Consider the following 14,648-nt stretch of genomic DNA (forward strand, 5'->3'; position numbering starts at 1 on the left):
TTATTTTATGTAACATTTGCAATGTTATCTTAGAGGGTCCAGTTTCCCGCATTTTGCGAAAAAAGATGGAAAATGTGGATACTTACCACTTCACCGCTCATATTCTGTTGTTTGGCGTTGGAATGTAAGCAGAGACCACGCATTCAATGGGGGATCTTTATTCTTTGACTTTATCTGCTTCTAGGATTGTTGTTTCGAATGGGGGTTTTGTGGATTCTATAACCTTCTTTAGGAATTTTCCGGTGTATGTTCCTGATTCTGCAACTTTTTCGGGTGTTCCCTCCGCGACTATTCTACCCCCTTCTTCTCCTCCTTCCGGTCCAAGGTCTATTATATAATCCGCCATTTTAATAACATCTAGGTTATGTTCTATGACCACCACGGTATTACCAGCGTCTACGAGGCGATTCAACACATCTAAGAGCTTTTTTATATCATCGAAGTGCAGGCCTGTGGTGGGCTCATCTAATATATATAGTGTTTTGCCGGTGCTTTTTCTGCTCAGTTCCTTTGCAAGTTTGACTCTTTGCGCTTCACCGCCGGATAATGTTGTTGCTGGCTGCCCCAATTTTATATAGCCCAGGCCAACATCATATAATGTTTGGAGTTTATTTTTGACTGATGGTATATTATGGAAGAAATCTAATGCTTCTTCCACTGTCATGTCGAGTATCTCGGCAATATTTTTGCCCTTGTATCTGATTTGTAGTGTTTCTTCGTTGTATCGTTTACCTTTACACACTTCACAGGGTATGTAAACATCGGCTAGGAAATGCATTTCTATTTTTATGATACCATCACCATTACAAGCTTCGCATCTGCCTCCTTTCACGTTGAAACTGAATCGGCCGGGCTTGTATCCTCTTTTTTTTGCCTCGGCTGTTTGGGCGAAAAGTTTCCTTATATAGGTGAATACTCCGGTGTATGTTGCGGGGTTGGAGCGGGGTGTTCTCCCGATGGGTGACTGGTCTATTATCACAACCTTGTCTAGGTAATGCACGCCTTTTATGTCTTTATGTTTACCAGGGTTCATATGCTTGTTGTTTAACCTTTCATAGAGGCCTTTGTAGAGGATATCATTGACAAGGGTGCTTTTACCTGAACCTGAAACTCCCGTGACGCATGTGAAGACTCCTAGTGGTATTTTAACGTCGATTTCTTTCAGGTTATGTTCGCCGGCCCCAATTATGGTGATATGTCTCCCATCAGATTTTCTTCGCTTGGAGGGTGTTGGTATTGTTTTTCGACCTGACAGGTATGCTCCTGTGAGCGATTCTCGGTTTTCCATTATCTCCTCAGGTGTTCCTGTTGCGACTATGCGGCCTCCATGTTCACCCGCCCCCAGGCCGATATCGACAATATAATCAGCGGATAGTATGGTTTCTGGGTCGTGTTCAACGACTATTAGGGTGTTGCCGAGGTCTCTGAGTTTTTTTAGGGTGTTGATCAGTCTGATGTTGTCTCTTTGGTGTAGGCCTATCGTCGGCTCATCTAGGATGTAGAGTACTCCCACGAGCCTTGAGCCTATCTGTGTGGCTAGTCTGATTCTTTGGGCTTCTCCACCTGCGAGCGTCCCTGATGACCTGTTTAATGTCAGATATTCTAATCCCACATCTATTAGGAATTTTAGACGTTCTTTTATCTCCCGTAGAACATCCTTGGCGATGTATTCTTCTCTGGGGGTTAGTTTAAGTTTTTTGAAGAATTTCAATGCTTCTTTGATTGACATTTCAGTTATTTCGTGGATTGATTTTCCATTGATTGTAACTGCAAGACTTTCTGGGCGGAGTCTGCTACCACCACATGCTGGGCAGGGTCTGTTGCTCATGAACTCTCCGATGTATCTTCTCATGTAATTGGATTTGGTCTCTAGGTATATTCTTTCTAGGCGGGGGATAACACCCTCAAATCTTCTATTGACGCGATATTTTCTGTTTTTTCTTTTGAATACGAATTGTATCCTATCATGGGATCCGTATAATATGATTTTTTGGTATTCTGGGTCGAGGTCTTTGAATGGCGTGTCCATGCTGAAATTATAATGTTTGGCCACTGCCTTGAGCATCTGATAATAGTAGTTTTCTTTTTTGAAGGATTTGCTCCATGGTATGATGGCTCCTTGGTTTAGTGAGAGTTCTGGTTTCGGGACTACGAGGTTTGGGTCTATTTCGAGTTTGCTTCCGAGGCCGTTGCATTCTGGGCAGGCTCCGTGGGGGCTGTTGAATGAGAACATCCTTGGGCTGATTTCTTCGAAGCTTATGCCACAGTCTGTGCATGCGAAGTGTTCGCTGAAGACCTTTTCATCCGCCCTATCAGGGTATAGGATTGTGAGGGTGCCTTCACCTAATTCCAGGCTCGTTTCAATGGAATCTGCTAGTCTTTTTCTGAAGTTTGTATCTGAGCGTGTTATGAGCCTGTCCACCACAACCTCTATTGTATGTTTGCGGTTCTTTTCAAGGTCGAAGTCTTCTTCTAGGCTGTGTATTTCACCATCTACCCGGACTCTCGCATAACCATCCCTTTTGAGTTTTTCCAGGACTTTTTTGTGTTCTCCTTTCCGGTCTTTTATTATTGGGGCTAGGATGTAGATTCTTGCACCGTCTTCTTCTTGAAGTATTCTTTCAACTATCTGTGTGGAGGTTTGTTGTGAGATCTCTTTTCCACAAATGTAACAGTGTGGTTTGCCTATGCGTGCGAAGAGCAATCTTAGATAATCGTATATTTCTGTTATTGTCCCTACGGTGGATCTTGGGTTCATCTTGGTCGCTTTTTGGTCTATGGATATTGCTGGTGATAGGCCTTCAATATAGTCCACATCTGGTTTTTTCATCTGGCCTAGGAATTGTCTTGCATAGGCTGAGAGTGATTCAACATATCTTCGTTGTCCCTCTGCGTATATGGTGTCGAATGCGAGTGATGATTTCCCTGATCCGCTTATCCCAGTTATAACAATGAACTTGTCCCTTGGGAGTTTAAGGTTTATATTTTGGAGGTTGTGCTCCCTTGCACCTTTAATCACGATATTATTGGCCATTTTTCATCCCTTTCACGTTTCCTTTAAGGGTTAGTATTTGGTCCCTTAGTGTTGCTGCTTTTTCGAATTCCAGGTTTGATGCGGCTTCTTCCATCTCTTCTTCAAGGTCTTTTATTATAAGTTTCAGCTCATCATCTGGAAGTTCCATGAAATCTTCCACTTTTATCTTTTCTTTTTTAGCTTTGAGGCTTCTTTTAGCACTCCTGGGGGTTATGCCATGTTTTTTGTTATATTCGAGTTGCATTTCCCTCCTCTTGTTGGTGGTTTCTACAGCGGCCTTTACAGAATCTGTGAGTTTATCAGCATAGAGTATGACTTCGCCCTTAACATGACGGGCTGCCCTACCAATTGTTTGGATTAATGATGTTTCAGATCTTAAGAAACCTTCCTTGTCAGCGTCTAGGACAGCTACTAGTGAAACCTCTGGCAGGTCTAATCCTTCCCTTAGTAAGTTGACTCCGATGAGGCAGTGGAATTCCCCCATGCGGAGGTCGTTGATGATATCAACTCTCTCGAGTGTGTCTATTTCAGAGTGGAGGTATCTCACCTTGATACCCATCTTTGAATAATAGTCTGTTAAGTCTTCTGCCATTCTCTTTGTAAGTGTGGTTACAAGGACGCGTTCACCTTTTTTAATGCGATGGTTTATCTCATCGAGGAGGTTATCAACTTGTCCTTGGACTGGTTTTACTATAACTTTAGGGTCTACGAGTCCTGTAGGCCTTATTATCTGTTCTACAACCCTTTGACTCCTTGAAATCTCATATACTCCTGGAGTGGCTGAAACATATATTATCTGATTTATGCTCTCTTGGAATTCCTTGAATTTGAGGGGACGGTTTTCTTGTGCTGAGGGTAATCTGAAACCATATTCGATGAGTGTTTCTTTACGTGATCTGTCCCCCCTGTACATTCCCCTTATCTGTGGTATTGTAACATGTGACTCGTCTATAACTGTTAGAAAGTCATCCGGGAAATAATCGAGTAGTGTATAGGGCTTATCACTCCAGTTGCGCCCGCTAAGGTGTAAGGAATAATTCTCAATACCTGGACAGTAACCCATCTCCTCTAACATTTCTATGTCGAACCTTGTACGCTGCTCGAGTCTTTGAGCTTCTAAAAGTTTCCCTTGGCATCTCAACTCATTCAATCTTTCCTCAAGCTCCTCTTCTATTGATTCTATGGCCTTTTCCATACGATCCTCTGATACTATGAAGTGCTTGGCTGGGAATATGACTATTTTTTCCAAGTTTTTTATCCTTTCACGGCTGGTGGGGTGTATGAATGATATTGAGTCTATTTCATCCCCAAAAAATTCTATGCGTATTGGGGGCGTTCCATGGACTGGGTTAACCTCTAGTATATCCCCGCGGACTCTGAACTGTCCCCTGTCAAATTCTATGTCATTTCTTTCATATTGCATGTGTACAAGCTCTGATAGAATCTCCTCCCTATCTAATTGCGATCCAACTTGGAGGGAGAGTGTGGATCCTCCGTAATCCCAGGGTGCTCCTATACCATAAATACAAGATACACTGGAGACCACGATAACATCATCTCTTGTGAGGAGGGATTGTGTTGTTGAGTGTCTCATCAAGTCTATCTCATCGTTTATTGAGGCCTCCTTGTCTATGTAGGTGTCTGTCTGGGGGATGTAAGCTTCTGGCTGGTAATAATCATAGTAGCTTACAAAATATTCCACGGCATTATCCGGGAAAAACTTCTTAAATTCCTCATATAATTGGGCGGCTAGGGTCTTATTATGGGAGATGACCAGTGTCGGTCTTTGAACCTCCATTATGACATTTGCTATGGTGAATGTTTTACCAGAACCTGTGACCCCGAGGAGTGTCTGCTCCTTTAAACCTTCTTTTATACCATCAACTAATTCCTTGATAGCCTTGGGCTGATCCCCTTTAGGCTCAAGATCTGATTTTAATCTAAATTTCATCATCAAATCACTGACAAAAAAACCAAGAATTATACTAAAATATTCAAAGTATTAATATATAATATTATGGGGGGCTGGCAGAGGGGGGATTTATAATTGGTCGTTAAAAGGGTTGATGATCTTCCAGATAAGATAGGAGTTTACATCTTAAAAGATGAAAAGGGTAACATACTCTATATCGGGAAGTCAATATCCTTGAGGAAACGTGTTAGATCATATTTTCAGCCTACAGGTAATCCAAAAATAAAAACAATGAAAAAACACATAGACCATATAGAGTATATCCTAACAGACACTGAAAGGGAAGCCCTGATACTTGAAAGTAACCTTATCAAAAGGTATAAGCCACCATATAATATCCATCTCAAGGATGATAAGAGATATCCCTACCTTAAAATTACTAATGAGGAATATCCAAGGATAACAATAACGAGAAGAATAACATCTGATGGAGCCTACCTCGGACCCTTTACGAACACATTCGCCGCGAAGAAAATGATCAAATTCCTAAAATCCTTATTCAAGATCCGTGACTGTAAAAGAATGGACGGTCCATGCCTCAACAACCAGATGGGCCTATGCTATAGTCCATGTACGGGCAATATTTCAAGGGACGAATATATGCAAATGATTAGAAGAGTGGAACTTTTCTTCCAGGGACAATACAAGGACATCCTAGAAGAATTGGAGGAGGAAATGGAGGATGCGGCATCAAACTTGGAATTTGAAAAAGCCGCGACCATAAGGGATCAGATAATATCATTGAAAGAGGTTATGGGAAAAGAACACACCATATTCACCAGGGGGATAGACAAGGATATCATAACTGGCAGATTCGATAATAAAGCCATTATCATGATACTACACATCAAAGATGGGAAGATTATAGGCAAAGACGATTTTACCATGGATAATACCAATAAAGAAAACCCTAAAAGGATATTATCAGCATTCATCCAACAGTATTATTCAACACCACACCAAATACCAGAAGAGATAATCATGGAACATGACATAGACCAGAGGGGACTGTTAGAAGAATGGTTATCCAACTTAAAAGGGGTTAAAGTTAAAATAAGAAAACCTACTGGAAGATCTGACCTAAAACTTTTAAAGGCCGCAGTTAAAGGAATCCAAACACTTTCGAAGGAAAAGGTAGAAAGCCATAAGATCCTAGCTGAATTGAAAAGGCAACTTAAACTCCCAAACCATCCTAGGAGGATAGAAGGCTACGATATTTCAAATATTGGCAGGGAGGCTCCTGTAGGGGCTATGGTAACATTCATAGACGGAAAACCTGCAAAGGGCCTTTACAGACGATACAAGATACGTGCAAGGGGACCTGACGATTATGCCATGATCCGCGAGATCATCAAAAGAAGGTACTCAAAGGATGAGACAAAAGCAGACCTTATAGTAGTAGATGGTGGTCGTGGACAATTAAATTTAACATTAAGGGTTCTTGAATCATTAAATGTTAAGATACCAGTCATAGGGATCGCGAAAAGGGATGAGAAAATATACACAGCTTCTTCCATGAACCCGATAAAACTACCAAAGGATTCAAGGGCTCTGCACCTCATACAACATGTCAGGGATGAAGCCCACAGGTTCGCCATCGAATACCATCGCAAACTCAGAAATAAGAATTTTAAGGCTTCTCAACTCGATAAAATAAGAGGAGTAGGACCCAAGAGGAAAATAAGCCTACTAAGACATTTCAAGGGCATGGAGGGTATTAAAGGTGCGAGCATAGAAGAATTAAGCCAAGTAGATGGGATAAACAGGAAGCTCGCGGAGAAAATCCACAAACACCTCCACAAACCCCAGGGGGGGCATAATTGACATCACTCATAGCAGTGAAAAAATGCACGTCCTATAGTCTCCCAAAAGTTCAATGGGCCATCCAAGAGTGTATCAAGAATATAAACGGATTTGAAGAGTTAGAAAAAGGCGACCACGTACTCCTTAAACCAAACCTTCTAATGAGCGCATCACCAGATGAGGGGATAACAACCCACCCGGCAGTTGTAGAAGCCATAGCAAGAATACTACTCGAAAAAAATGTAAAAGTTATGATAGGAGACAGCCCAGGAAGCCCCTACACCCACTTGGAAAACCTATGGGAAAAAACTGGGATGAAAACCATAAGCAAAAAACTGGGAGTCAGATTATTAAATTTTGAATCAACAGGGTCATACATTAAAAAGTTCAAATCAGAGGAATATCCCATAGCAAAACCCATACTAGAATGCGATTTCATTGTGAACATTCCGAAGATAAAAACCCATAATCTAACAATATTAACATGCGCAGTGAAGAATATGTATGGAGCTATCCCAGGAGCCAGAAAAACAGACTACCATAGAAGATACCCAAGCCCGTCAGAATTCAGTGAAAAAATAGTTGACATATATGAACTCACACAACCAAACCTAACAATTGTAGATGGTATAATCGGAATGGAAGGCAACGGCCCTTCAGGAGGCAATCCAAGAAAACTTGGGATTATATTAGCATCAAATGATACAGTAGCATTAGACGTTTACATCTCCCACATCCTTGGAATGGACCCATATATGATCCCATCTAATAGGATCGCGATAGAGAGAGGTCTTGGCAAAGGCTTAGTTGACATCGAAATTATAGGGGATGAACCCCCATTAATAGACGATTTCAAATGGCCCTCAAACATTTACCATGCACTTGAATTTTTACCCACAAGCTTAGCCAGGACACTTTTAAGGTTTTGGTGGTCGAGGCCAGCGATTGATGATAGGCGTTGCGAAAATTGTGGAGTATGTGTAGAGGCGTGCCCCACAGGCGCCCTTGAAGATGGTATCCTGTCCCCAGTATTTGATTATGAAAAGTGTGTGAATTGCCTATGCTGTATGGAAGTGTGCCCACATCATGCATTTTTCCATGAGAAAAGCTTCCTTTACAGGTTGACTTCACGCTTATCCAACAAAAGATAAAAAAATAGGGGGTTGATCATATTGGAAATGTTTTCAGATGAAATAAACATAAAGACTTCAAAGAGGATGGAGCTCGTGAACATAACCAATAAGGTGAAAGATGTTGTGAAATCTTCAAATATCAGCGATGGTATCGTCAACGTATTCACAAGACACACTACCTCTGCCATTTTCATAAACGAGAACGAATCAAGACTCCTCGGAGACTTTGAAAAGGTCATTGAAAAATTGATCCCTATGGGCGGTTCATATGGACATAATGCCATTGACAATAATGCAGATTCTCATTTAAGGGCGATGATCATAGGTGGTAGTCAGAGCATACCCTTAGTTGGTGGTTCATTAGATCTTGGAACCTGGCAGAGCATATTCTTTGTCGAATTTGACGGTCCAAGAAGGCGCAGAGTCAGGGTCACGGTAATTGGCAGATAAATCCTATGCACGATTTTATCTGCTGGAGAACTTTATTTCAAAGGCAACAACAGGATACTCTAATCTGAAATTAGTTATAACCTCTGGGTGCAGTTCCCCAAAGAATCCCGTTAACCCATTACCTTTTAATTTTGCGCATCTACCTTTTATGAAAGAAGGATGATACAATGGTTCTATTTGGAATTTGTATCCAAGGTTTTTTATTATACTTGCTACTGTGGATTTTATCTCGGTAAAGTTGGCATTTGAATGTATTATAGCACCTGCAAGTTTCTTAACTAGGCGAGTGTTCGTCTCCTGGCTCTTGTCAATGTATACTACATCACCTATCTCGAATATCCTCTGGGGCAGATCTTCGTGCCTGTTAGCCTCTAGGAATTCTAGCAGTCCATTAAGTAGGCTTTTTCGTATCATTGTCCTATCAGTGGATATTGGCTGGGCAACTTGCACTCTCTCATCATTTTCAAGTCTCATTTTCCTGTAATGGTTTTCTTCATTGGTTAACATTAAACTCATGATTTCCTGGAAGCCGAGGCCTATCATGATCTCTCTTATAGGCTTGTCAATGGCGTGCCATGGGTCTTCCTCTCCTATGGTTGGGATTGCTGGGATTTCGGGTTTAATATTATTGAAGCAGTACTGTATCGCAACATTTTCGATGATGTCAACTTCATGGAGTATATCAACTCTGTAGGCTGGGATTTTAACTTTGATTTCATCCTCTGATATGATCTCTGCGTCCATCCTGGCCTTTTCTAGAAGATCTATTATAGTTTTTGGGCCGAGTTTTATCCCTATTATCTTTGTAACATTTGAAACTTTCAAGTTTTTTGTTTTTGGTGTTAGGTTTGGTGTTATGAATTCTTTTTCTGGGCGGATTATTTTGAGGTTTGCTATTTTACCATTGGATTCTGCGAAGGATGTGCAGATTATATTCAATGTTTGCATTACGGCACGCTCATCGGTTCCTGTGACGTCTATTAGGATGTTCCTGGTATCTTCTGTGAGTTTTGTAAGCTCTCCATTGATTATAGGAGGCATTGAGAGGACGTTCTCGTCCTTGTCAACGATGAGGGGATAACGATCAAATTGTTCCAGAAGGTGGGCGTATTCCACGCCCTTTGGATGCTCTCTAAGTATCTGGGCGGGTGTCATTTCATGGTCACAGTCAAGTGGAATGAACTTTACCCCATCTGGTTTAACGGCCTTATAGGTGAATGGGGCTTCCACCACGTCAAGGTTATGTATACCAATGGCCACTTTTTTCCTATCTCTCCCTATAACCCAATGTAGATCCTCTTGGAACTCCATAACCTGCTTCAACTTTTTATCATTAAAATTAACATTTTTGATGATGCCCATCCCAATATGGGGTCTTATCTTTGTCACGCTCATGTCTACATAAACTTTCATCCCAGAATTTTCAACATTGTAGGATGGCAAGCCCTTCTCAAGGCCTAGGAAACCTTTAAGACTTCTCGCAACACCTTCCACTGAAAGCTGATCTGGCCTGTTGGGGAAAAATTCCACCTTTACACTTTCTTCATCAAATTCTTCAATGTCACTGCCCATCATCGGAAGAATCTCAATGAGTTTGTCCTTGCGTATATCTACCCCTAGTTTTTTCAGATCATCATATTCAACTGTTATAACTGGCATTATAGAACACCATGAGATTTCTATGAACCTAATATAGTGACATGAAATATAAAAATTTGGATATGCTCATCATTGGGTCATGGTGGTGGGGACTTTAAGAATCTTAGAAGATTTTCATGAGGGGATGGGGAGGTAGCTGTGTTAAGTTTAAATATGTTCAGAGATAAAATATAATCTGGTGTGTTAATGGGATGACAGGAGTTGGAGAGTTCTTTCGAACCCCTCAGACTAGTGGGGGGTTGAGAGCTTATAGTTCCGCCTAAATGCCGAAAGGATCCCCCCATTGGGATATTTTTTTGTGTGGATGGTGAGAAGTGATGAGGGTTATAAAGAGGAGAGGGAAACTTGAGCCATATAAGCCTTCGAAGATCAGAGCATCTCTTGAAAAGGCTACCATTGATGCGGGTTATAGTCTTGATGAGAAAAAGGAGATAATAGATAAGATATATGAGACTGTAACTAGGAAATTGGAGGGTAAAGAGGAGATAAAGACCGATACTATAAGAATGTGCCTTCTCACGGAACTTGATAAGTGTGAACCATATATTGCACGGTCTTGGAGGAGATTTGAGAAGAAATATAAGTCATAGATATTCAGGGTGGATTTTCAGGGGTTTATATGTTACTTTGAATTCATTTTCATCCTCTTTTTCGATTTTTTTTATCCTATGGAATAGTATGTGTTGTTCTTGTTTTGTCGTGACCTTAAACCCATAATATTTTGACCTGTATTTAGCGTTTTTATCTTTGACTAGATTGACATGTTTTTGTAAGCGTTCCATGATGAGCTCCTTCGATAATCTTTTAACTTTTTTTATTCGGGCTTCTATTATGTTCTTAAATCTGGTGTCGATTTCATATCCTATTGAGTTGCGGGCTGTGCACATTGCAGCTATCATGGTTGTCCCAGTACCCAAGAAGGGGTCTAAGACAGTGTCCCCTTGGATCGAGTACATGTTTATCAACCTATATGCCAATTTAATGGGATACGCTGCTGTTCTTCCTATGTCTGATTTTTGCGGGGCGCCTTTCAAGTCTGTCCATGTATCAGAGAACCATCGGTTTCTTTCTTCCCAAAAATATGCGCTTTCTCTCCTCCTCCTTTTTTCATTCTTTGTTCTGAATTTTCGCGGGCCGTTTTTTCGAAATATTAGGATGTATTCGTGTTCGTGTGTGACATAGGCATTTGGGGGTAGCATCCCAGAGCCCATAAATTTGTTTGGCTTATTTGCTTTTTTCTTCCAGATAATCAAGGGAAGAATATTGTAACCTTTCTTTTCAAAATACTCTATTATACGGGAATGATTTGCATATACTCTGAATGAATTTCCGAGTTTCCTTGTCGCATCCCCTATATTAATGCAGACGATCCCCTCGGGGTGTGTTACTCTGTCTATTTCATCCCAGACCTTGTTTAGTTCTTTGTGCATGAGATTGTATGCTCTCATCCCATCCTTATCTTTGAGGGCTTGGCCTATACTTGGATTGAGTGAGGAGAATAGGCTATCCCATATTTCTATCATTGGATATGGTGGCGAGGTAAGTACGAAATTCACAGTCTTGGTGGGGATTTCATCCATATTCTTTGAATTTTTAAAAATTATCTTATGACCGGTTTTCATACATGAGAAATTATGGGAAACATTTATATAATATAGATGATAGCATTTAAAAGTTGGTGTTTGTGGTGGCGGGCAATAAAATTCATTTTATAATGAGTATATTATTGGCATTAGCAGTTTATCTTATACCATTACCTGGTATTGGATCTTCTGGCCATGCGGCTTTGTCATTATTAGTTTTCGCCATCATCATGTGGATTAGTGAGTTTGTACCATTAGCTGTAACTTCCATGATCATATTATTTATACAACCGATAATAGGTATTCAAAGTTTTAAAGATGCGGTTATAGGATTTGCAAATCCTATAATATTTCTCATGATAGGTGGCTTTATAATGGCTGATGCCATAAGAGAGAGTGGACTCGCACTCAGATTAACCTATACACTCCTCTCAAAGCTCGGAATCTCCGCTGACTGGACATTATTTGTAAGCATATTCTCAACTGGCCTCTTATCTGCATGGATCGAGAATGTTGTGGCATTTGCAATGTTACTGCCAGTTATAAGAGAGATAGTTGGGTTGATGGGCTGCGAAAATGCCGAAGATGGTGAAAGCAATTTCGCCAAGAGCATGGTTCTTGGGGCGTCATTTGGCTCTTTGGCGGGTGGACTTGCGACAGAGATAGGAACAGCCCCCAACCTTATGGCAGCAGCCTACACGGGTATACCATTTTCGAATTGGATGATATTCGGCTTCCCACTCTCAATAGTACTCATGCTAATAATCTGGAGGATCCTGCTGCGAGTTTTCCCACCAGAAGTCCGTGGCGCCAAAAACGAGACCATAGACGATAAACTCAGTCTACTCGGGCCAATGAAACGTGATGAGAAGATAACTCTCTTTATATTATCCTTTGCAATACTACTTTGGGTTACGGCTGGTTGGACGGGCTTAGATAGTTATTCTGTGGCGTTGATAGCTGGTGTGCTCTTCATATTCACGGGTGTGATAACTTGGAGAGATGCGCAGAAAAACATTGACTGGGGCCTTATAATATTCTTTGGCGGCGCCCTTTCACTAGGCTCCGCCCTTCTAAATACTGGAGCCGCCAGGTGGCTTATAGAGGATATAATAGTGGCTTTGGGATCCCCTTCTCCACTGCTTATAACACTTGTCCTTATGGTGTTGGCCGTTGTTATAACACAGGTTATGTCCAATATAGCCCTGTCGGCTATACTCGTGCCTTTATCTGTTACACTCGCCCATACGCAACATTTACCTGTTGGTATATATGCTGTGCCTGTTGCAATAGCATGTTCACTCTCTTTCCTGTTACCTACAGCGGATCCTACAGTGGCCATGGCCCATGGGACAGGTTTTGTGAAATTAGGGGATATTCCAAGGAGTGGAATTCCACTTGTTATTATAGGGGTGATTTTGACGATCATCGTGCTTTTCACTATAGCAAAGCCCTTTTTAGTGGTTTGATTCTATCAGCTTTTCTATGAATTCTAGGTTGATGTTTTTTTCCACGATCTCTGATAGCCTGTCAATGGAGAATCTCCTATTATCTTTGAATTTGTCTATATTGTAGGGTATTTTTTCTAGGCCTTTTCTTTCGCGGAGTATGTTTGTGAAGTATCTGCGGAATTTTAGGTTGTGGAATATCCCATGTAGGTATGTTCCTGCGATGTTCCCTTCAACCGCCCCGTCTAATTTTTTTCCTGGCATGTTACCGCAGCCTTTTTTTAGGAGTATGAGGGGTTTGGAGTCTCCTAGGATTGTTGTGCCTTCATGGAGTTCGTAGCCTTTGACTTGAACCCCCTTTAGTCCTTGGAATATTCCTTGGCCTATTATTTTCCCTTGGCTTTGTGTTATTATCTTGGGGGCTCCTGTGAATTCTGTTTTACAATCTAGTAATCCTAAGCCTTCTGTACTTCCATGTTGTGATTCTTTATGGGCTTCGTCTATTATTTTTTTGCCTAACATTTGGAATCCGCCGCAAACTCCAAATATTAGGCTTTCATCTTTTAGATCGTTTATTTCGTTGTGGAATCCTTTTTCTTTTAGGAATAGAAGATCGTTGATTGTGTTCCTGGTCCCTGGTATTATTATGGCATCTAATCCATTGAGTGTGTCTTCTGCTTCTATGAATTTTATTGAAAGATCTTTTTCATATTCTAGGGGGTCTATGTCTGTAAAGTTTGATATTCTTGGCAATCGTAGGACTCCTATCTTTATTTTTCCTTTGCTTTTGTATTTTCTCTCTGATAATGAAGCTGAGTCTTCTTCTGGCAATTTTAGGCCTTCATCATAGGGTATTACTCCGATTACTGGGACTTTAATTATTTCTTCTATCTTTTTGATGCCTGGTATTAGGATGTCTAGGTTTCCTCTGAATTTGTTTATGATCACTCCTTTTATCCTTTCTCTGTCTTTTTTGTCTAGTAGCATGAATGTGCCGGCGATTGATGCGAATACGCCTCCTTTGTCTATGTCTGCTACGAGTATCACGTCAGCGTCTGCAAGGTGTGCTATTTCCATGTTTGCGAGGTCGTATTGGCGCATGTTGATCTCGGCTGGGGAACCAGCACCTTCAATGATTATGAGATCATAGTTTTTTCTTAGATTGTTTAGTGATTCTTTTATGGCTTTTAGGGCTTTTGTTCGGAACTTTCTCTGATAATCATAAAAGTTCATGTCACCTGCCGGTTTTCCATGGATTAGAACATGTGATATGAAATCTTCCTTTGGTTTTAGGAGTATGGGGTTCATGTGATGTGATGGTTCAACACCTGCGGCCTCTGCTTGCAGAACTTGTGCCATTGCAATCTCCCTGTTCTCATTTGTCGTGTAAGAGTTGAGTGACATGTTCTGTGATTTGAATGGTGCCACTCTGTAGCCTTTCTTTGCGAATATCCTGCAAAGTGCGGCTACTATGACGGTTTTACCAGCGCTTGATGATGTTCCTTGAATCATTATACACTTTGCATTCATATGATGATCATCCCCCTATTGACTGTTACGTATATA

The 14,648-nt window shown here is 41.0% G+C and carries 10 protein-coding genes; 5 read left to right on the forward strand and 5 right to left on the reverse strand.

Annotated features, from left to right (window positions below; genetic code table 11):
• Positions 1-157 precede the first annotated feature (157 nt).
• Complete coding sequence (gene uvrA, locus ACZ5XX_RS05550) at positions 158-3,034, reverse strand: excinuclease ABC subunit UvrA (RefSeq protein ID WP_464583320.1); 2,877 nt, start codon at positions 3,032-3,034, stop codon at positions 158-160.
• Positions 3,024-4,988 carry an excinuclease ABC subunit UvrB gene (gene uvrB, locus ACZ5XX_RS05555; protein WP_464583322.1) on the reverse strand — a complete coding sequence of 655 codons (1,965 nt, stop codon included), beginning with the start codon at positions 4,986-4,988 and terminating at the stop codon, positions 3,024-3,026. The genes uvrA and uvrB overlap by 11 nt, the downstream gene beginning before the upstream one ends.
• A 93-nt stretch (positions 4,989-5,081) precedes the next feature.
• Here uvrB and uvrC point away from each other — a divergent pair, with 93 nt between their 5' ends.
• Genes uvrC through ACZ5XX_RS05570 form a run of 3 tightly spaced genes read left to right on the forward strand, consistent with a single transcriptional unit; the run spans position 5,082 to position 8,392 of the window.
• Positions 5,082-6,830 carry an excinuclease ABC subunit UvrC gene (gene uvrC / locus ACZ5XX_RS05560; RefSeq protein WP_464583324.1) on the forward strand — a complete coding sequence of 583 codons (1,749 nt, stop codon included), beginning with the start codon at positions 5,082-5,084 and terminating at the stop codon, positions 6,828-6,830.
• Positions 6,827-7,960: a DUF362 domain-containing protein gene (locus ACZ5XX_RS05565; protein ID WP_464583326.1), complete on the forward strand. Its 1,134-nt coding sequence runs from the start codon at positions 6,827-6,829 to the stop codon at positions 7,958-7,960. Before uvrC ends, ACZ5XX_RS05565 begins: the two co-directional genes overlap by 4 nt.
• 12 nt (positions 7,961-7,972) lie before the next feature.
• A complete protein-coding gene (locus tag ACZ5XX_RS05570; protein ID WP_464583328.1) occupies positions 7,973-8,392 on the forward strand; it encodes a secondary thiamine-phosphate synthase enzyme YjbQ in 420 nt (139 codons plus the stop codon).
• A gap of 15 nt (positions 8,393-8,407) precedes the next feature.
• Here ACZ5XX_RS05570 and pheT read toward each other — a convergent pair whose 3' ends face one another.
• Entirely contained in the window at positions 8,408-10,051 is a 1,644-nt protein-coding gene (gene pheT / locus ACZ5XX_RS05575) for a phenylalanine--tRNA ligase subunit beta (protein WP_464583330.1), read from the reverse strand.
• Between the two features lie 317 nt (positions 10,052-10,368).
• On the opposite strand from pheT, the gene ACZ5XX_RS05580 reads away from it, so the two are divergent.
• Positions 10,369-10,641 (forward strand): ATP cone domain-containing protein, encoded by a 273-nt coding sequence (locus ACZ5XX_RS05580; RefSeq protein WP_464583331.1) that lies wholly within the window; start codon positions 10,369-10,371, stop codon positions 10,639-10,641.
• On the opposite strand, the gene ACZ5XX_RS05585 is transcribed toward ACZ5XX_RS05580, so the two are convergent.
• Positions 10,636-11,673: a DNA-methyltransferase gene (locus tag ACZ5XX_RS05585; RefSeq protein ID WP_464583333.1), complete on the reverse strand. Its 1,038-nt coding sequence runs from the start codon at positions 11,671-11,673 to the stop codon at positions 10,636-10,638. The two genes, ACZ5XX_RS05580 and ACZ5XX_RS05585, sit on opposite strands and share 6 nt — an antisense overlap.
• Before the next feature lie 65 nt (positions 11,674-11,738).
• Here ACZ5XX_RS05585 and ACZ5XX_RS05590 point away from each other — a divergent pair, with 65 nt between their 5' ends.
• On the forward strand, positions 11,739-13,103 hold the full coding sequence (locus ACZ5XX_RS05590; RefSeq protein WP_464583335.1) for a DASS family sodium-coupled anion symporter: 1,365 nt from the start codon (positions 11,739-11,741) through the stop codon (positions 13,101-13,103).
• On the opposite strand, the gene cobQ is transcribed toward ACZ5XX_RS05590, so the two are convergent.
• Positions 13,092-14,612 (reverse strand): cobyric acid synthase CobQ, encoded by a 1,521-nt coding sequence (gene cobQ, locus ACZ5XX_RS05595; protein WP_464583337.1) that lies wholly within the window; start codon positions 14,610-14,612, stop codon positions 13,092-13,094. The two genes, ACZ5XX_RS05590 and cobQ, sit on opposite strands and share 12 nt — an antisense overlap.
• Positions 14,613-14,648 lie beyond the last annotated feature (36 nt).

It is taken from the genome of Methanothermobacter crinale (genome assembly GCF_055397825.1).